Raw genomic sequence first — 17,753 nt, forward strand, 5'->3', positions numbered from 1 at the left:
AGCACCGTGAATCCCACAACGAACGCGACCACCGCCGCGAGCGCGACCCGTCCGATCCGCCGGGCCGTGGTGACCGGGGGGACCGGCTTCCTGGGCAGCCACCTGTGCACCGAGCTGCGCCGCCGGGAGGTCGAGGTGGTGTGCCTCGACAACTTCCTCACCGGCTCCGCGGCCAACATCGGCCACCTCGTGGGCGACCCCGGCTTCCGGCTCGTCCAGTGCGACGTCACCGACTACGTGCACGTGCCCGGGGACGTGGACCTCGTCCTGCACTTCGCCTCCCCGGCGTCCCCGATCGACTACCTGAAGCTGCCCATCCACACGCTCAAGGTCGGCTCGATCGGCACCCACCACGCCCTGGGCCTGGCCAAGGACAAGGGCGCCCGGTTCGTGCTGGCCTCCACCTCCGAGGTGTACGGCGACCCGCAGGTGCACCCGCAGGCCGAGAGCTACTGGGGCCACGTCAACCCGGTGGGCCCGCGGGGGGTCTACGACGAGGCCAAGCGCTTCGCCGAGGCCCTGTCGGTCGCCTATCGCGCCGAGCACGGGGTGGACACGGCGATCGTGCGGATCTTCAACACCTTCGGGCCCCGGATGCGGCCCTTCGACGGCCGGGCGATCCCCACGTTCATCCGCCAGGCCCTGGCCGGTGAGCCCCTCACCGTGGCGGGGGACGGCGCCCAGACCCGCTCCGTCTGCTACGTCTCCGACCTGGTCCGCGGCATCCTGGCCCTGGCCGACAGCGGGCACAGCGGGCCCATGAACATCGGCAACCCGCACGAGCTGTCGGTGCTGCAGATCGCCCACGACGTCATCGCCGCGACCGGCACGTCCTCGGGGGTCGAGTTCGTCGAGCGTCCCGTCGACGACCCCATGGTGCGCCGCCCGGACACCACGCTCGCGACCGAGGTCCTGGGCTGGGCCCCGGAGGTCCCGTGGCCGGTGGGGCTGGAGCGCACCGTCGAGTGGTTCCGGGAGGGCGCCGGCCTCCCGGAGACCGCCGTGCGGGCGCGCTGAGCGCGCGGGCCCGGCCGCGGCGGCCCGGCGGGGCGCTCCACCGGCCGCTCCGCCGTCCGGTCCGCCGGGCGCTCAGCTGACGTAGCGGCGCGCGGCGCTGGCGCGCTGCGACTCCTCCAGCGCCCGGAACCGCCGCTCGACGCGCTCGGGCAGGGGCCGCCGCTCGCGCAGCACCCACGGCGCACCGCGCAGGGCGTCGAGCAGGGCCAGCGCCGTGACCCGGTCCCGCGGGGCGGCGCCGACCACGTCCCGGGTCCGGCGCAGGGCCGCCCGCAGCGGGCGGCGCAGCCAGATGAACCACAGGGTGTTGCGCAGTCCGTGCCGGCGCCGCAGGTGCGGGTCCCGGACCGTGGAGGCCTGGTGGTGGACCACCACGTCGGGCAGGTGCACGAGCTCCCACCCCGCGGTCGCGAGGTCCGCCGCCAGGAGCTCCTCCTCGCCGCCGAGCCACAGCCGCTCGCTGAACCCGCCCACCTCGAGGAACGCGGCCCGGCGGACCACGGAGGCCCCCGCCAGGAAGCTGCCGAGGGCGGGGCCGGGCAGCCACGCGGGGCCCTCGACCGGTGAGTGCAGCAGCTCCGCGTTGATCGCGTCCTCCCGGGACCCGGGCTCCACGAGGATCCTGCCCGTGACCACGCCCAGCCGCGGGTGCGTCTCCAGCGCGTCGGCCGCCCGGCGCAGCGACCCGGGCTCCCACCAGGTGTCGTCGTCGCAGAAGGCCACGAACGGTGCGTCCACGCGCTCCAGCGCGACGTTGCGGCCCACGGCCCCGAGGTTGACGGGGCTCGCCACGAGCTCCGCCCAGGGGTGCCGCGCACGGATCGCGTCCGCGGTGCCGTCCCCGGAGCCGTTGTCGACGACCACCACGTGCGGCCGTTCCGGGAGCTCCCGCAGCCGGGCCAGGGCCAGCAGGGCCTCCTCCCGGCGGTTGTGGGTGATCATCACGACCGCCACGCGGGCGTCGGGGCCGGACGCGGGCGGGGGTGCGGGGGTGGTCTCGGTCATGGGCTCTCCTCCGGTGCGGCGGGGTCGGCGGGGGCGGGGCCGTGCAGCAGCGCGAGCGCGGCCTCCGTGGTCGGGGACACCCGGTGCCGGGCGCGCAGCGCCGCCGGGGTGCGGGGGAGGGCGCGGAGCAGACCGCGGCGCCCCGCGCGGCCGCCGCGCAGCGCCTTCCGCAGCTCGTGCGCCACGACATGCCAGGGCCGGCGCAGGAGCACGGTGAGCAGGTGGCTGCGGACGAGCGCGACCTGCCGGCGCTCGTCCGAGCCCCGGTGCGGCGAGGGGTGGTGGTGGGCGCGGATCTCCGGCACGTAGGACAGCCGCCAGCCGGCGTCGAACAGGTCGAGGGCGAGACGCTCCTCCTCGCCGGGGAAGCGCACGACGTCGTCGAAGCCGCCGGCCGCGAGGAACGCCGAGCGGCGCACGATCGCCCCGCACGCGACGAAGCCGAGCAGCGCCGGGCCGGGGGCCCCGGTGGGGATGCCCAGCGGGGACGCGGCGAGCACGGCGTTGAGGGGGTCCGGGCGCTCCTCGGGGCCCACGGCGATGGACCCGGCGATCAGGCCGAGCCGGGGATGGGCGTCGAACACGGCCGCGGCGCGGGCGAGCGCCCCGGGGGCCCACCACGAGTCGTCGTCGGCGAAGGCCACGTAGGGGGTGCGGGCGAGCCGGACGCCGACGGTCCGGGCCACGGCCCCGACGTTGCGTGGCAGCTCCAGCACCTGCACGTGCGGGTGGGCGGCGCGCACCGCCTCGGCGGAGCCGTCCGTGGAGGCGTTGTCCACGACGACGACGGGCCCCTCGTGCCGGCCCAGGTGCGCCACGAGCTCCTCCCGGCGGTTGCGGGTGGCCACGACCACCGTGACGCGGCACTGGGGGTCCGGGGCGTCCATCGTGTCCTTCCGTCGGGTCCGCCGCGCCGCGGCGGCGGTCGCGGTTGCGGTCGCGGGCCCGCCTCCCGGCGGACACGCCCTCCCATCGTAGGGGCACGTCCTCCAGCCCTCCGGCGCACGGCGCGTGACACAATCGGGAGGAGCCTCGGCCACCGGGTTACCGCTGCGAAATACGGCCCGTCCATACTGCACACACTGCCCGCCCCGACCCCGAAAGGCATGTGATCGCCCGACATGTCCGACCTGTTCGAGAACTACGCCGCCGACATGGCCGTGGCGGCGGCCTACGACGAGATGTACACGCCGGACCGGCAGGTCCGCCCCGGCTACGACCGCATCGGCGGTGTCCTCGACGACCTCTCGCTCAGCGACGTCAACACCCGCGCCGACTCCATGGCCCGCTCCTTCCTCGACCGGGGCGTGACCTTCGACTTCGCGGGTGAGGAGCGGCCCTTCCCGCTCGACATCGTGCCCCGGGTGATCACCGCCGGGGAGTGGGACGTCATCGAGCGCGGCGTGAAGCAGCGGGTCCGGGCACTGGAGTGCTTCCTCGACGACGTCTACGGGGAGCAGCGGGTCGTGGCCGACGGGATCGTGCCGAAGGCGCTGATCACCTCCTCCGCCCACTTCCACCGGAGCGTGTGGGGCTTCCGGCCCCCGGGCGGCGTCCGGATCCACGTGGCGGGCATCGACGTGGTCCGGGACCAGCAGGGCGTGTTCCGGGTCCTGGAGGACAACGTGCGCGTGCCCTCCGGGGTCTCCTACGTCATCGAGAACCGGCGGGCCATGACCAAGGGCCTCCCGGAGGCCTTCATGTCGCAGCCGATCCGCGCCGTGGAGGCCTATCCCCGGCACCTCTACAAGGCGCTGCGCGCCACGGCCCCGGAGGCCGCCGAGGACCCCGTGGTGGTGGTCCTCACCCCGGGCGTGTTCAACTCCGCCTACTTCGAGCACACCCTGCTGGCCGGGCTCATGGGGGTGGAGCTCGTGGAGGGCCGCGACCTCGTGGTCCGCGGCGACAAGGTCTACATGCGGACCACCGACGGCGAGCAGCGCGTGGACGTGATCTACAAGCGGATCGACGACGAGTTCGTCGACCCCCTGCACTTCCGCTCCGACTCCGCGCTCGGCTGCTCCGGACTCGTCAACGCGGCCCGCGCCGGGAACGTGACCATCGCCAACGCGATCGGCAACGGTGTGGCCGACGACAAGCTCACCTACTCCTACGTCCCCGACCTCATCCGGTACTACCTCGACGAGGAGCCGGTGCTGCCCAACGTGGACACCTACCGGCTGGAGGAGGACGAAGCCCGCGCCTGGGTGCTCGCGCACCTGGACGAGCTGGTCGTCAAGCCCGTGGACGGGTCCGGCGGCAAGGGCCTGGTCATCGGCCCCCATGCCACCGCGGCGGAGCTCGAGGAGCTGCGGGCGAAGGTGCTGGCGGACCCGCGCGGGTGGATCGCCCAGCCGGTGCTGCAGCTGTCCACCGTGCCGACGTTCGCGGACGGGGAGTTCAGCCCCCGGCACGTGGACCTGCGGCCCTTCGCGGTCAACAGCGGCGACGAGGTCTACGTGCTGCCCGGCGGGCTGACCCGGGTGGCCATGCAGAAGGGCTCGCTGATCGTCAACTCCTCGCAGGGCGGCGGCTCGAAGGACACCTGGGTGCTCGGCCAGCCGCAGACCCAGGACCTCGACCCCGGCCAGGCCCCGCCCCCGGACGTCGACTCCTCGGTGCACACGTGGCCGGTCTCCGCGTCCTGGCAGGACGAGGGCGACAACGGCCAGCAGCAGCAGCAGCAACAGGCCGTGACCACCACCGCGGGCACCACCGCGACGACCCGCACCGGAGAGGGGCCCACATGCTGAGCCGCATTGCCGAGTCCCTGTTCTGGATCGGCCGCTACGTCGAGCGGGCCGACGGGGTGGCCCGGATCCTCGACGTCCACCTGGAGCGGATCACCCAGCTGCCCGTGGGCGAGCAGGAGGCCGAGGTGCGCCGGATCATGGCCGTGATGGGCGTGGAGCCCGGGGACGGGGACTACAGCGTCCGGTCGATGATCCACGAGCTCGCGTGGAACAAGGACTGCCTGACCTCCATCTCCGGCTCCCTGCACGCCGCCCGCGAGAACGCCCGCCGCGCCCGGGAGACCGTGTCCTCGGCCATGTGGGAGTCGCTCAACTCCACGTACTACGGCCTGGGCCAGCACCGCCGCGACGTCGTCGGCACCTTCCGCGTCTGCCACTGGACCATCGAGCGGATGGCCACCGTGCGCGGGCAGACCCAGATGACCATGTCCCACGACGAGTCCTGGATGTTCCTGTCCCTGGGCGCGGCGATCGAGCGGGCGGACATGACGTCCCGGCTGCTGTGGACCCGGTCCACGTCCACCTCCGGCATGTCGTGGGTGTCGATCCTGCACTGCGCCGGCGGGTACGAGGCCTTCCTGCGCACCCGCTACGGCACGTTCAGCGACGAGTCCGCGACCGAGTTCCTGCTCCTGGACCGGCTCTTCCCCCGCTCGATCCTGCACGCGCTGACCACGGCGGAGGAGATCCTCGTGGGCCTGGAGCCGGGTCTGCAGCGGGTCGGGTTCAAGGACGACGCCCGGCGGATCATCGGCGAGGCGCGCACGGCGCTGGAGTTCCACCACGCGGAGGACCTCATCGCGGTGCTGCCCGAGCACCTGAACAACGTCCAGGCCGCGTGCGCGAGGGCGTCGGAGGCCGTGAGCACCAAGTACTTCTCGCACGCCGTCGAGGCGTCCTGGTTCGGAGGCATGCTGTGACCCGGCTCAAGATCGACCACGTCACCCGCTACGACTACAACGACAACGTCTCGAAGTCCTACAACGAGGCCCGGATGACGCCCCTGTCCGACGACGAGCAGATCGTGCTCGAGGCGGAGCTGACGCTGAGCCCGGGGACCGCCACGGTCAGCAACTACCGGGACTACTGGGGCACCCGCGTCGCGGCCTTCGACATCCAGGGCCGGCACCGGCACCTGGAGGTCCGCTCCTCGGCCACGGTGGAGGTGCACCGGCGGCCCGGCGACGAGGTCGCGGACGGGCTGAGCTGGGACGAGCTGGCGACCCCCGAGGTCCTCGACGCGGTCTCCGACTTCGTGCCCCAGACCCCGCTCACCCGGCTCGGGCCCGAGCTGGAGAAGGTCGCCGAGGAGATCCGCAAGGAGGCGGCCGACCCGGCCGCCGCGGCCGCCGCGATCTTCCAGGGCATCGCCTCGCACATGCAGTACGTGCCGGGGGTCACCGGGGTCCACACGGACGCGGAGGCCGCCTGGCGGGAGGCCAAGGGCGTGTGCCAGGACCTCGCGCACGTGGCCATCGGCATGATGCGGCACATCGGGATCCCCGCCCGCTACGTCTCCGGCTACCTGCACCCGGACTACGAGGCGGGCATCGGGGCGACCGTGCCGGGGGAGTCCCACGCGTGGGTGGAGTGGTGGAACGACCGCTGGTACGCCTACGACCCCACCAACCACACGCGGCTCACCGACTTCCACGTCACGGTGGCCCGCGGCCGCGACTACACCGACGTCACGCCGCTGAAGGGCATGGTCACCGGCGGCGGCGGCACCTCGGGGCTCCAGGTCCAGGTCGAGGTCACGCAGACCGCATGACGACGGCGGGGCCGCCCCCCGTCCCCGGGTGGTCGGCCCCGCCGTGACAGGTGGGATCCCTAGCTCTCGAAGCGGAAGTTCTTCGGGGCGACCGTCAGCCCGGAGGGTGTCACCGTCAGGCCCCGGGCGCGGTCCTGCTCCGCGTCCACGCCGACCTTCACGCCCGGGGGCACGACCACGTTCTTGTCGAGGATGCACCGCTCCACCACGGCCCCCTCGCCGATCTGGACGTTGGGCAGCAGGACCGACTGGTTGACGGTGGCGTCGTTGTTGACCAGCACCTTCGGGGAGAGCACCGACTCGGTCACGCGCCCGCCGGTGACCAGGACCCCGCGGGAGAGAATCGAGTCGGTGGCGATGCCGCCCTCGCCCCGCGGGCCGCGCACGAGCTTCGCCGGCGGGGCCTGCATCTCGTTGGTGTAGAGCGGCCAGGCGTAGTTGTACAGGTTGAACACCGGCAGCGGGCGGATCAGGTCCATGTGGGAGTCGTAGTACGAGTCCAGGGTGCCGACGTCGCGCCAGTACTGCCGGTCACGGTCCGTGGAGCCCGGGACGTCGTTGTTCGTGAAGTCGTAGACGGCGGCCTCGCCGCGGTCCGCGAACCACGGCATGATGTCCCCGCCCATGTCGTGGTTCGTGTCCTCCTTCGCCTCGTCGGCCCGCAGCGCCTCGACGAGCGCGTCGGTGTCGAAGACGTAGTTGCCCATCGAGGCGAAGAAGGCGTCGGGGTCGTCCGGCAGGGGAGCCGTGCTCTCGGGCTTCTCCACGAAGCGGGTGATCTTCGTGACGTCCTGCGGGTCCGTCTCGATCACGCCGAAGGACGTCACCATCTCCATCGGCTGGCGCACGCCCGCCACGGTGGCGCGGGCCCCGGACCGCACGTGGAAGTCCACCATGTCGGAGAAGTCCATCCGGTACACGTGGTCCGCGCCGACCACCACCACGATGTCCGGCTTCTCGTCGTCGATGAGGTTCATCGACTGGAAGATGGCGTTGGCGGAGCCCAGGAACCACTCCTTGCCCCGCCGCTGCTGGGCCGGCACGGTGACCACGTAGTTGCCCAGCTGGGCGGAGAGGCGCCAGGTCTGGGTGACGTGCTGGTCCAGGGAGTGCGACTTGTACTGCGTGAGCACCACGACCTGGAGGTAGCCGGAGTTCACGATGTTGGACAGCGCGAAGTCGATCAGCCGGTAGCCGCCCGCGAAGGGCACCGCGGGCTTGGCGCGGTCCACGGTGAGCGGCATCAGGCGCTTGCCCTCGCCTCCGGCCAGGACGATCGCGAGAACCTTCTTACGGTGGGGCATGGGAACCTCTCTGACTTCTTCGGCAATCGGGCGCAACATCTCCGCCTCGCGGTGCGGAACCACTCGACAGGCGCCTTCATTGTGTCTTAACCGCCGCGAAGGCGAGTGACCGACCGCACAGGAGTCCGGATGTGTCTCACGGAGCGGCACGCACGGCCCCCGACGGGCGTCTTCCCGTGGCACCGTGCCGATCCTGCAGTACGCTCGGAACCGTGCGAGTAGATATCTTGTCCAAGGAGTTCCCGCCCGAGATCTACGGCGGCGCCGGAGTCCACGTGTCCGAGCTCTCGCGGGTCCTGGCCCCGCTCGTCGACCTGAGGGTGCGGTGCTTCGGTGCTCCGCGCGAGCCCCGGGTCAACGGCGTCGAGGTCCAGGCCTACCCCGTGCCCGCGGACCTGGCCGGCGCCAACGCCGCGATCCAGACGCTGGGGGTGGACCTCGCGATGATCGGCGACATCGCCGGCGCGGACCTGGTGCACTCCCACACCTGGTACGCCAACATGGGCGGGCACCTCGCGTCGCTGATGTACGGCATCCCCCACGTCCTCTCCGCGCACTCCCTCGAGCCCCTGCGCCCGTGGAAGGCCGAGCAGCTCGGCGGCGGGTACGCGGTCTCCTCGTTCGTGGAGAAGACCGCCTACGAGGCGGCCGCGGCGATCATCGCCGTCTCCGACGGGATGCGCCAGGACATCCTCCGGTCCTATCCGGACGTCGACCCCGACCGGGTCCGGACGGTGCACAACGGCATCGACGTGAGCCAGTGGGTGCGCGACGAGGGCACCGACGTGCTCGAGTCCTACGGCATCGACCCGGCCAAGCCCTCCGTGGCGTTCGTGGGCCGTGTGACCCGGCAGAAGGGCGTGCCGTTCCTGCTGCGCGCCGCGGCCCTGCTGCCCGAGGACGTGCAGCTCGTGCTGTGCGCCGGCGCCGCCGACACCCCGGAGCTCGGGGCCGAGGTCAACGCGCTCATCGACGAGCTGAGGGCCACCCGGTCCGGGGTGGTGCTCATCGAGAAGATGCTGCCGCGCCGCGAGATCGTCCAGATCCTCTCCGGTGCCACGGCCTTCGCCTGCCCGTCCGTGTACGAGCCGCTCGGGATCGTCAACCTCGAGGCCATGGCCTGCGGCACCGCCGTGGTCGCCTCCGCCACGGGCGGCATTCCGGAGGTCGTCGTCGACGGGGAGACGGGCCGGCTGGTCGCCATCGAGCAGGCCCAGGACGGTACCGGCACGCCGGTCGATCCCGAGAAGTTCGTGGCCGACTTCGCCGCCGCGCTCACCGAGGTGGTCTCCGACCCGGTGCGCGCCCGGGATATGGGCGCCGCCGGCCGGCGCCGCGCCGAGGAGCACTTCGCGTGGGAGTCCATCGCCGAGCGGACCCTGGAGGTCTACCGCTCCGTCCTCTGAGGCGTCGCGGCACCGCACGCCCTCGGCGGGCGGTGCCGGCGCCGGGCGGTGAGAGGCGGCGGCCACCGTGGTCCCGTGGGAGAACGGGGCGGCGGCGGCCGCCGCCGGCACAGGTGAGGGGGGTCCCCGGCCGTGTCGAGGGTCCCTGGCACCGGCGGGGACGGGGGGCTCCCCGGTGGCGCGAACGCAACCCTCGAACGAGCATCGTCCCAGGTCAGCTGGAGAATCCTGGAGATGCTCAGCCACCATTCAACCGCATGGCGGGGCACGGTGGAAGCCGGAAGTGCACTTACTCAGGGGTTTTCATCAAAATTTTCGGCGCGGTCCCGCCGCTCCTCCAGGCAGCGGCGCCGATGTGAACGGCGGCCGCGCATGTGGTACCTTATTTTCTGTTGCGTTCAGGAGGAACGGCCGGAAACGGCACCACGTTCGCCCTGGATCCACTCGCGCGGGTGGCGGAATAGGCAGACGCGCTAGCTTGAGGTGCTAGTCCTCGTATTAGAGGGTGGGGGTTCAAGTCCCCCCTCGCGCACAGTGCGATGTCTCAGGACATCGGAAACACCCCGGACCTGTGGTCCGGGGTGTTTTTCTGTGTCCGAGGGTCGGATGGAGATCCTCGAGCCGTTGACGGACACCGACCACGGCTTCCACCAGTTCAGGATCCGCGACGGCGACGGCAACCTGTGGACCGTGGGCGCCTACCCCGGCGCATGAGCAGATGCGCCGGCGCCCCGACTCGCGCTCTCCCCTGAGCCGTCCCGGCCTGCCGCAACGGGGGCTCGGCGGTTCCAGGCGCGCCCCCGTGTTTCAGGAAACGCCGGCGGCGGCCTCCAGGTCGGTGATGACGAGCTTGCGCATCGGCATCATCGCGGCCATCACCCGCTGCGCCCGGCCCGGATCCGGATCGGTCAGCAGCTCGACGAGCCTGCGGGGCACCACCTACCAGGACAGCCCGTACTTGTCCTTGAGCCACCCGCACATGCTCTCCTGCCCGCCGTCGGCGGTGAGCGCCTCCCAGTACCGGTCCACCTCCGCCTGATCGGCGCAGTCGATCTGGAACGACACCGCTTCGCTGAAGCTGAACTCGGGCCCGCCGTTGAGCGCGGTGAACGGATGGCCGTCGAGCTCGAACTCCACCGTCAGCACCATCTCCGCCGGCCGCGGCCCGGCCTCGCCGTAGTAGGTGATGTCGGTGATCCGGGAGTTGGGGAACACCGTGAGATAGAAGTTCGCTGCGTCCTGGGCTTCGGTGTCGAACCACAGGCAGGGCGTGAGAGTAGTCATGGTGGGATTGTCTGCTTCCGCGCCCGGCCTGGGGAAGGTACAGGGAAGACATGACGACGCCTCGTGCAGAAGAAACTCGAGGGGGCCCGAATGTCGACGCCGTACTAATACTGAGCAGATGGAACCATGGCGAGAAACCACCGGTCACCCATGCGACATGAGGCAGTTTGGTTGCGTGACACTTGGGGGTGCGATCGGACTTCCGGGGACCGGTGGTGCGGGAGGTGTGGTGGGTTGCTGACCCCCGTCTCAGGCTCTGCCGGGACATGCCATTGCCCGGCTCACTACGCTTGAAGCATCACATTGGGGCCTCGGTCGCGCCGGGGTGACGGCGGTGGACCTGCAGCGGTTGGTGGTCTGGCTCTGGGATGTGCGGGGATCGGGGGGGCGTTGAGGTGCCAGCTGTGGTGGAGATCCGTTTTCGTTCCGAGGGTGCGGTGCTGGCCGGTCGTTTGTTCCTGCCTCCCGCGGCTGCGCCGGGGCCGGTGGTGGTCATGGCTCACGGCTTTTCCGCCACTGCTCACGGGATGGTCGCTGACCGCTACGCCCAGGCGTTCGCTGATCACGGTGTCGCGGCTTTCCTCTACGACCACCGAGGTGTGGGGCGAAGTCGGGGTGAGCCCCGAGGAGAGATCAATCCGTGGATCCAGGCCCGGGGCTATCGGGACGCCCTCGATGCCGTCTCTGCTTGTGACCGGGTGGACCCCCAGCGGGTGGCGTTGTGGGGGGACTCCTACAGCGCTGCCCAGGTGTTGGCGGTGGCCTGCGTGGACGAGCGGGTGCGCGCGGTGGTGGCTCAGACGCCGGCCTGCGGCCGGCATCCGGCGCCGCCGGACCCGGACGGGGCCCTGTATCGGGGAATGCGGGCCCGGCTCCTGGGCGGATCCGTGCGGGCCGAGCCGGAGCGGTGGCGCGGGCCGATGCCGGTGGTCTCCGCCGACCAGCTCTCGGCGCCTTCGGCGCTGAAGCCGTTGACCGCGCTGCGGTGGTTCCTGGAGTACGGGGCGCGATTCGGCACCGGGTGGGAGAACCAGGTGGTCCTCACCGCCCCGGAGGAACCGATGTGGCTACCGGTGCTGTGGGCCCAACATGTGCTGGTCCCGACCTGTTTTCTGCTGGCCCGTGACGATGAGATGCCCGGCTCGACGACGGCCGTGGCCAGGCAGGCCTTCGCCGCGCTGGGCGGTCCCAAGGAGGTGCACGAGCTCGAAGGCGGGCACTTCGGCCTGCTGTATCACCACGAGCCCGTCTTCGAGCGCTCCGTCGCGATCCAGACCCGGTTTCTGAGTTCGTGGCTGCATGACAGCGAGAGGCCCGGTGACCGCTACTGAGACCCCCGAGGGATCGAGTCGGTGCTGCTTCCCCGCGCTGGGCGTCCCGCCTCTGCCTTGCACCTCAGCGGCAGCACCACCGTAGTCGGTGACGGAATCGGGTGGAGTGCGTAGGGCGCCCGCGCTCCTGAGGCCGTGGACGCGAGACTTTCCGCCGGGGACGGATCCTATGATCGCCGCGGCGGGGTGTGACGGGGGCGGGGCGGCCCCCCGGCCACCCCGCCCCAGTTGCTTCTGCGCGGACCAGTCATCTGGCCAGCACCTCGGATCCCCCCGGAACCACGGTGCGGCCGGTCGACGCGCCAGAAGCTGGAGGATGGTCTGATGCAGATCACCTGTCCCCCTAATACGCCACGATGCTCGCTCCCGCCCCGTCCGGCAATTCCGGGGGTGTGTTGGGGTTCACAACATGACACATCCATGTGCGGTTGGTAATAGGGGTGTTCCGGAGTGGGTGGCTGGTGCGAGAAAGGCTGGTCCGTGTACAGGATCAGCCGCAGACGTTTGAGATTTCGCCGTCGAGATCGTCGAGCACCCACTCCGAGAGCTGTCCGGCGGGCACGAGGAACGTGTCCTCGCCCAGCAGCTGCGCCTCCTGAGCCGAGAGGGGTTCCTTGACGGCCTCGCTGTCGTGGACTGCCAGTGCAGCTGCGTAGCCGGCGGCCAGCTCGGCGGCCCACTCCCGGTGGCCGGCGTAGCAGGGGTGCTCGGGATCGGGGCTGCACGCCTCGAGCCACCGTGCCGGCTCCCGCGGAACGGAGGCGGCGGGCATCGGGTGCTGGTGCAGGTCCCAGGTGACCTCGGCCCAGCGACCCACGGGAGTGGCCACCATGGGGTAGTAGGTGGCAACCCACTGGGTGGGAGTGAGGGGGTGCAGCTCAACGGCCAGAGCCCCAGAGACGGAGATGGTCATGCCTTCTTCCTGTTCGCAGGTGACGGATCGTCTGGCGGTGGCGGCCTGAGGCGCGGTCGCATCCCCGAGTCTGGGGGGCCCGATGGTGATGGCCCAGGGTAAGCACGGGGCCGACAACTATGGAAGCAGGCTGAGCAATGTGACAGCAGGCCGCCTTTCAAGCCCGGGGATGCCAGGCCTCTCACCTGGTCCGGATCCTGGCTGGAGGTCGCCGGTGGGCTGGGTCGGTGTCATGGCCCCGGGTGTGTCTGCTGTTCGGGTCTTTCGTCGCGGCCGTGGGTGACGTTGCGGAGCTCAGCAGAGGAGGGGGCGGTTGGTGTCGGGAGGGTTGCCGCCAGGTGCGGTGCGATGCGGGCCAGACGATCGAGGTATCCGTGGCCCTCAAGCTCGGTCAGCACCACGGGAACACGGATTTTGGGGGTACTGGATCGGGCGGCGAGATCAGCCAGGGCCAGTGCGTTCCCGGCTCCGGTACAGGCCACGGCCCGCAGAACACGTCGTGCCTCGGCGCTGAGCCGGGGATCAGCGGCGGCCTCAAGAGTGAGAGCCTCCAGCGCCGGGCGCAATGCCTGGAAGACGGCGGCGCGGGCCGCTGGGCCCAGGGTGGAGGCGCCTGAGGTGTGGCGGGGTTGCTCAGTGTCCATCTGCTGCTCCTCCGGTCGCGGCCGGAGGGACGTCGTGGATTCACCAGGACGGTCATCGTCAGGGGCGTGTTGGCCACTGCCTGCTGCGGCTCATCCGTCCCTACCGGTGCGCCGGCCCCCTCGATGACCCAGTCCGTGACCTGTGGGACCGGCCACGTGCACCACCGAAGAGTTCTTGGACCCGGTCACCGTGAAGGAGAGCTGCCGCGCCCTGGCAAGCAGAAGAGACGTCCCCCGACGACTGATCACATGGTCACAGGACTTCTGCCCACCAAGGCGGCGGCATGATCACCGCCGAGGAGCCAGCCGCCCGACTGGCCTCCCTGGCGTGCTCCACGCCGGGCCGACCGGCCCCCCGACCGGCGGCCCTGCGTGATACCCCGAACCTACTCTCTAGTAGGAAGAAGATCCATCTTCATGTTGTCCCCATTTGCGCCACTATTCAGAGCCGCGTGAAGGGCCATGGGGTCCGAGGCGACGATGGTGTGGAAGGGACCTGCGAGGGGGGCATGCCCTGCGGGGCTTCCTGACCGATGCGGCGTCTCTTCTCGGGGGTGTATTGAGGATCCCCGCGGGCATGCGCAAGGCCGGGCCATGCGCCCGGCCTTACGGGTGGGAAATGTCTTTCACCACGAAGACAGTGTGGTCCTGGCGGTAGCCGTTGGCGAGAGGTTTGAGGATGTGGCGCTGGACGGGGCTGACGTGCTTGGTGTCGGAGCACTTCCTCCCCACAGTCACAGGCCGCGAACCGATCCGACCCATGACCTTGCCGATACCAAGCAGAGCAGCCTGAAGATTGAGGATGACAGTGGATCGCACGGCATGGGATGCCAGACGTCTCGTCGGGAAAATTTGCGTCCGCATGTTTCCGCGGTCGGGCATGTCTCGTATCTATGTACTTTATCAAGGTCTCCAAAAATCGAGTACTCAACGTTAGTTACGAGACAGATGGGTGGACGTGGGCAAGCTGATTGGGTACGCGCGAGTTTCGACGCGGCAACAGGACGCAGACTGTCAAGTGCATGACCTCCTGGCCGCCGGCGTGCGGCGCGCTGATGTCTACATCGACCATGGAGTGTCTGGAGGACGCGCGTCACGCCCGCAGTTCGACCGTGCTGTGGTTGCGCTGGAGAAGGGCGACACATTGGTGATTACCACGCTGGATTGCCTGGGCCGGTCGACGCAGAACATGCTGACCTTCGCCGAGGCGCTGCGGGGGAGGGGTGCCGGTCTGCGGGTGCTCAACCTCGGTGGGGGAGACGTGGACACCGCGACACCGATGGGCTCCATGGTCTTTACCGTCATGGCCGCGCTGGTCCAAATGGAACTGGAGATCAAGCGAGAGCGGATCACCGACTCGGTGGCCAAGCGTCGGGCCGCCGGCAAGGACTTCGGCGGACGGCCCCAGACCTTCACCGACTCCCAGATCCGCAACGCCCTGCGCCTGATCGACGGCGGGGAGCCGGCGACCCAGGTCGCCCGGGACCTTGGGATGTCCCGCGCCACGCTCTACCGGCGGATCCGGGAGCTGCCGGTGCCGACCACCTTGTGAGCGAGCGGTCGTCAACGACTTGAATGCGGCGGAGGTCAGGTTGATGTGCACCGTAGGGTTCGCAGAATCTTATGGAACCTACAGGCTTTCGCAACGGCAACGACAGGTGCAGCAGAGATCCTGAGCACAGGATGGTCCCGGCGGCTGGGGCCGTAAATCCGGGTCCGCTCCGGAGATCGAGGCAATCATGAGTTGGACATCCAGAACGGAGGGGCCCGCCCTGGCGGGTGCCGCCGACGGTGCCCGCAGGTCCTCGAGATGGTGGGACGGCATCGACGCGGCCCGCGGGCTAGCGCTGCTCGGGTTGCTGGCGGTGCCTTTTATGCCCGCCGATGACCACGAGATCCAGGAGTCGACCTGGTCGGGCCTGCTCCTGTCGGGGGCTCCGGTGGCACTGTTTGTCCTGCTGGCCGGGGTGGGACTCGCCTTCGACTCCGGGGGACGATTTCCACACCGAGGCAGGTGGCTGGCCGCTGATCGGATGGAGATGGCCGTGCAGGCGATCCTCATGGCCGCTGTAGGCCTGGGGGCCGGGGCACTGATGCCCGAAGGTGCCCCGGCGGACAACATCTTGATCTACTACGCGGTTTTTCTCGTGCTGGCGATTCCGTTTCTGCACCTGTCGGCGACGGCGTTGTTCGTTTGCGCGGCACTCATGTGGATCGTGGGCCCGCTGCTGATGCAGGCCATGACCGAAGTCATGCCCGCGTATGCCCCCTCCACCCCCACCTCCGTCGACGGGGTGAGCGGGGCCGCGGGCAGGATCTCCCACCTGCTGTTCACCGGCAGTCACCCGATCCTGTCGTACATGACCTGTCTGCTGGTCGGGCTGGGCTTGGGGCGGATGCGACTGCGTGACACGGGGGTCCAGGTCCGGGTGCTGGTGGTGGGAGCATTACTGGTGATCTGCGCCCAGGCGGCCTTCGTGGTGTCCAACGCCTTCGACGGGTACGACCGATTGCTGACCAGCAACCGGACCAGCATGGAGGTGCGGGTGTGGGGCCCGGAGGTGTTGCCCACCGACTCGCCCTGGTGGCCGGCGCTCATTCCCGCGCCCACTGGCACCGCGTGGACGATCGCGGCCGGCCTGGGCGTGGGACTGCTGGTGCTGGGGAGCTTGCTGCTGACCACCAGGAAGTTCGGGGCGTGGTTGCTGCCGCTGTCGGCACTGGGCGCGATGGGTCTTACCCTGTACACCGCCCACCTGGTGGCGCTGTCCTTCCAGGCCCACTACGACCAGCCTTCTCTGTGGTACCTCCTGCCCTTGGTAGTCGTAGCGCTGGTTGCCCGGACCTGGCAACGAGCAACACTCGGTCCGGGGCCGCTGGAGCGGGTAGTCAGCACCAGCGTGGAGGCGACCCGCCGTGCTGTGCTCCACCGCTCCCACCACAGGTGAACACCAGTCAGGGAAGACCTCCACTACGCCAGGCTTTACTTGGGGCCCGGTTAGCGGCGAACCGTGCTGCGGTAGAAGTTCCTGCTTGCGCTGGGATTCCGCCCGGCGAGTCGGGTGGCAAGGGGGCCTGGAGGCCGATGTTAGGCTTCGCGAACTCAATGGAAGTGATGTCATGCACACCAAAGTCCGAGTCGCAGCGATCGTCGTTCTCCTTCTCGCACTGGGCCTGTTCGCCATTACTGAATGGCTGCCCGCCCTCCTCTTTCTCCCCGCGGCAGGAGGTGCACTCCTGCTGAATGAGTCCGGGATGCTCACACCTGGGCGGCCCCGTAACGACAGGGACCGATCACGCTTCTAATCGTCGCGGGTGCATGGGCATCGGCACGTGCAGTTGAGGTTCCCCTTTTGTGCGTCGTGGTCCCCGCCCGAACCGGCCGGTAGCGTCGTGAGCGTGACGAGTAGCGGCGACGCGGGGGCTCACGCCCGGCTGATGGACGGCTCTGCAGCGCCGACGGTGGGTCAGCTGGCAGTGCGCTCCATACCGGCTTCCTTGGTCGCTGTGGCCGGTCCTCCGCTGGTGGCTGTGGTCCTGCCTGGCGGAACGGGGGACGGATGGTGGTTCCTGGTCGTCTTCTTGCTCTTTGCGTTGGCCGGGCTGGTCCAGTATCTCGTGCAGCCGTCGCAGCCTCGACTGGACAAGCGGGTCAGTCAGGAGCGGTGGAAGTGGGCGCTTTCGTCGGTCATCAAGACCAGGGAGGTGCCGGTGGATCCGGGGGTGCGGGCTACCGCGGCGGCGGTTGCCTGCACCGAGCTCCAGATGTTCGTGGTGCTCATCTTCTTCGTCCTGGGAGTCGTCCTGGGCATGCTCATCCGTCCGGAAGCGCCGTGGTCGAGCTTTCTCGGTGCCCCGATAGGCATGGCGCTGGTGTCTGCCTTCCGGCTCCGCCGAAGCCTGATCTATCTCACGGTGCTGCACGCTCAGGCACGACCCGGCGGGCAGCAGTTTCAGCGTCAGTAGTTGAGGAAGCAGTGCGATACGAGGAGCGTCGCGGAGGCTGCCGCGGTTTCGATGATCTACGGGGTCCGCCGCCTTGGATGTGCGGTTCTTGATCTGGAGGGAGCGCTATTCGTCTCTCAAGCGCTGCTTCAGGCGTTCCAAGCGCTCTTGGTACTCCCGGTCTTGTTTCTTCATTCCTCGCCACACGATGACGAACATCGCGAAAGTGGTCAGAGCACTCACCACGGTGTTCCAAGAGCTTCCGCTGACGACGGGGATCATCACGGTGGTCGCCGCCAGGAGGCCACAGGCGATCGCGAGGGTGCCGCTGATCGGAGCTTTTCCGGTGGCCATGGTGCCTCCTGTCGGGTTTCCCTGTC

The 17,753-nt window shown here is 69.9% G+C and carries 18 protein-coding genes and 1 tRNA gene; 11 read left to right on the forward strand and 8 right to left on the reverse strand.

What is annotated here, in order from left to right:
- Positions 1–6 precede the first annotated feature (6 nt).
- The gene (locus E7Z53_RS10680; protein ID WP_176337733.1) at positions 7–1,017 is read left to right on the forward strand and encodes an NAD-dependent epimerase/dehydratase family protein; all 1,011 of its coding nucleotides are present in this window, start codon (positions 7–9) and stop codon (positions 1,015–1,017) included.
- A gap of 72 nt (positions 1,018–1,089) precedes the next feature.
- On the opposite strand, the gene E7Z53_RS10685 is transcribed toward E7Z53_RS10680, so the two are convergent.
- Positions 1,090–2,022 (reverse strand): glycosyltransferase family 2 protein, encoded by a 933-nt coding sequence (locus E7Z53_RS10685; RefSeq protein WP_017834316.1) that lies wholly within the window; start codon positions 2,020–2,022, stop codon positions 1,090–1,092.
- Positions 2,019–2,909 (reverse strand): glycosyltransferase family 2 protein, encoded by an 891-nt coding sequence (locus E7Z53_RS10690; RefSeq protein WP_017834315.1) that lies wholly within the window; start codon positions 2,907–2,909, stop codon positions 2,019–2,021. The genes E7Z53_RS10685 and E7Z53_RS10690 overlap by 4 nt, the downstream gene beginning before the upstream one ends.
- A gap of 234 nt (positions 2,910–3,143) precedes the next feature.
- On the opposite strand from E7Z53_RS10690, the gene E7Z53_RS10695 reads away from it, so the two are divergent.
- Genes E7Z53_RS10695 through E7Z53_RS10705 form a run of 3 tightly spaced genes read left to right on the forward strand, consistent with a single transcriptional unit; the run spans position 3,144 to position 6,546 of the window.
- A complete protein-coding gene (locus E7Z53_RS10695) occupies positions 3,144–4,775 on the forward strand; it encodes a circularly permuted type 2 ATP-grasp protein (RefSeq protein WP_176337734.1) in 1,632 nt (543 codons plus the stop codon).
- Positions 4,769–5,695 carry an alpha-E domain-containing protein gene (locus tag E7Z53_RS10700; protein ID WP_017834313.1) on the forward strand — a complete coding sequence of 309 codons (927 nt, stop codon included), beginning with the start codon at positions 4,769–4,771 and terminating at the stop codon, positions 5,693–5,695. The genes E7Z53_RS10695 and E7Z53_RS10700 overlap by 7 nt, the downstream gene beginning before the upstream one ends.
- Positions 5,692–6,546: a transglutaminase family protein gene (locus tag E7Z53_RS10705; RefSeq protein ID WP_035923936.1), complete on the forward strand. Its 855-nt coding sequence runs from the start codon at positions 5,692–5,694 to the stop codon at positions 6,544–6,546. The genes E7Z53_RS10700 and E7Z53_RS10705 overlap by 4 nt, the downstream gene beginning before the upstream one ends.
- Positions 6,547–6,605: 59 nt before the next feature.
- Here E7Z53_RS10705 and glgC read toward each other — a convergent pair whose 3' ends face one another.
- Complete coding sequence (gene glgC, locus E7Z53_RS10710; protein WP_176337735.1) at positions 6,606–7,850, reverse strand: glucose-1-phosphate adenylyltransferase; 1,245 nt, start codon at positions 7,848–7,850, stop codon at positions 6,606–6,608.
- Between the two features lie 212 nt (positions 7,851–8,062).
- On the opposite strand from glgC, the gene glgA reads away from it, so the two are divergent.
- The 3 genes from glgA (at position 8,063) to E7Z53_RS20340 (ending at position 9,970) form a co-directional block, all read left to right on the forward strand.
- Complete coding sequence (gene glgA, locus E7Z53_RS10715) at positions 8,063–9,256, forward strand: glycogen synthase (protein WP_035923934.1); 1,194 nt, start codon at positions 8,063–8,065, stop codon at positions 9,254–9,256.
- A 446-nt stretch (positions 9,257–9,702) separates the two neighbouring features.
- A tRNA-Leu gene (locus E7Z53_RS10720) sits at positions 9,703–9,788 on the forward strand.
- Between the two features lie 59 nt (positions 9,789–9,847).
- A complete protein-coding gene (locus E7Z53_RS20340) occupies positions 9,848–9,970 on the forward strand; it encodes a hypothetical protein (RefSeq protein WP_255219519.1) in 123 nt (40 codons plus the stop codon).
- 93 nt (positions 9,971–10,063) lie between these two features.
- Here E7Z53_RS20340 and E7Z53_RS20795 read toward each other — a convergent pair whose 3' ends face one another.
- A complete protein-coding gene (locus E7Z53_RS20795) occupies positions 10,064–10,192 on the reverse strand; it encodes a hypothetical protein (RefSeq protein ID WP_369597971.1) in 129 nt (42 codons plus the stop codon).
- A gap of 3 nt (positions 10,193–10,195) precedes the next feature.
- Positions 10,196–10,540, reverse strand: a complete 345-nt coding sequence (locus E7Z53_RS10725; RefSeq protein ID WP_369597972.1) for a VOC family protein — start codon at positions 10,538–10,540, stop codon at positions 10,196–10,198.
- A gap of 404 nt (positions 10,541–10,944) precedes the next feature.
- Here E7Z53_RS10725 and E7Z53_RS10730 point away from each other — a divergent pair, with 404 nt between their 5' ends.
- Positions 10,945–11,871 (forward strand): alpha/beta hydrolase, encoded by a 927-nt coding sequence (locus tag E7Z53_RS10730; protein ID WP_158279225.1) that lies wholly within the window; start codon positions 10,945–10,947, stop codon positions 11,869–11,871.
- A 490-nt stretch (positions 11,872–12,361) separates the two neighbouring features.
- Here E7Z53_RS10730 and E7Z53_RS10735 read toward each other — a convergent pair whose 3' ends face one another.
- Both E7Z53_RS10735 and E7Z53_RS10740 read right to left on the reverse strand, forming a co-directional pair.
- On the reverse strand, positions 12,362–12,784 hold the full coding sequence (locus E7Z53_RS10735; RefSeq protein WP_095651125.1) for a hypothetical protein: 423 nt from the start codon (positions 12,782–12,784) through the stop codon (positions 12,362–12,364).
- A gap of 230 nt (positions 12,785–13,014) precedes the next feature.
- On the reverse strand, positions 13,015–13,428 hold the full coding sequence (locus E7Z53_RS10740) for a hypothetical protein (protein WP_126346323.1): 414 nt from the start codon (positions 13,426–13,428) through the stop codon (positions 13,015–13,017).
- Positions 13,429–14,386: 958 nt separating this feature from the next.
- Between E7Z53_RS10740 and E7Z53_RS10745 the strand changes: the two genes are divergently transcribed.
- From E7Z53_RS10745 to E7Z53_RS10755, 3 genes are all read left to right on the forward strand, one after another.
- On the forward strand, positions 14,387–14,980 hold the full coding sequence (locus E7Z53_RS10745) for a recombinase family protein (protein WP_109222757.1): 594 nt from the start codon (positions 14,387–14,389) through the stop codon (positions 14,978–14,980).
- Between the two features lie 187 nt (positions 14,981–15,167).
- Entirely contained in the window at positions 15,168–16,376 is a 1,209-nt protein-coding gene (locus E7Z53_RS10750; protein WP_255219520.1) for a heparan-alpha-glucosaminide N-acetyltransferase domain-containing protein, read from the forward strand.
- A gap of 451 nt (positions 16,377–16,827) precedes the next feature.
- A complete protein-coding gene (locus E7Z53_RS10755; protein ID WP_126346322.1) occupies positions 16,828–17,394 on the forward strand; it encodes a hypothetical protein in 567 nt (188 codons plus the stop codon).
- A gap of 105 nt (positions 17,395–17,499) precedes the next feature.
- Here E7Z53_RS10755 and E7Z53_RS10760 read toward each other — a convergent pair whose 3' ends face one another.
- Positions 17,500–17,727: a hypothetical protein gene (locus E7Z53_RS10760; protein WP_176337736.1), complete on the reverse strand. Its 228-nt coding sequence runs from the start codon at positions 17,725–17,727 to the stop codon at positions 17,500–17,502.
- Between the last annotated feature and the right edge of the window lie 26 nt (positions 17,728–17,753).

The sequence above is a fragment of the Kocuria salina genome (assembly GCF_013368965.1).
GTDB classification, from domain to species: Bacteria; Actinomycetota; Actinomycetes; order Actinomycetales; family Micrococcaceae; genus Kocuria; species Kocuria rosea.

Bases quoted from the DNA above. Each gene is read 5' to 3' on its own strand.
- E7Z53_RS10685 (WP_017834316.1), bottom strand. From the start codon at position 2,022: ATGACCGAGACCACCCCCGCACCCCCGCCCGCGTCCGGCCCCGACGCC.
- E7Z53_RS10690 (WP_017834315.1), bottom strand. From the start codon at position 2,909: ATGGACGCCCCGGACCCCCAGTGCCGCGTCACGGTGGTCGTGGCCACC.
- E7Z53_RS10695 (WP_176337734.1), top strand. From the start codon at position 3,144: ATGTCCGACCTGTTCGAGAACTACGCCGCCGACATGGCCGTGGCGGCG.
- E7Z53_RS10700 (WP_017834313.1), top strand. From the start codon at position 4,769: ATGCTGAGCCGCATTGCCGAGTCCCTGTTCTGGATCGGCCGCTACGTC.
- glgC (WP_176337735.1), bottom strand. From the start codon at position 7,850: ATGCCCCACCGTAAGAAGGTTCTCGCGATCGTCCTGGCCGGAGGCGAG.
- E7Z53_RS10725 (WP_369597972.1), bottom strand. From the start codon at position 10,540: ATGACTACTCTCACGCCCTGCCTGTGGTTCGACACCGAAGCCCAGGAC.
- E7Z53_RS10735 (WP_095651125.1), bottom strand. From the start codon at position 12,784: ATGACCATCTCCGTCTCTGGGGCTCTGGCCGTTGAGCTGCACCCCCTC.
- E7Z53_RS10740 (WP_126346323.1), bottom strand. From the start codon at position 13,428: ATGGACACTGAGCAACCCCGCCACACCTCAGGCGCCTCCACCCTGGGC.
- E7Z53_RS10750 (WP_255219520.1), top strand. From the start codon at position 15,168: ATGAGTTGGACATCCAGAACGGAGGGGCCCGCCCTGGCGGGTGCCGCC.
- E7Z53_RS10760 (WP_176337736.1), bottom strand. From the start codon at position 17,727: ATGGCCACCGGAAAAGCTCCGATCAGCGGCACCCTCGCGATCGCCTGT.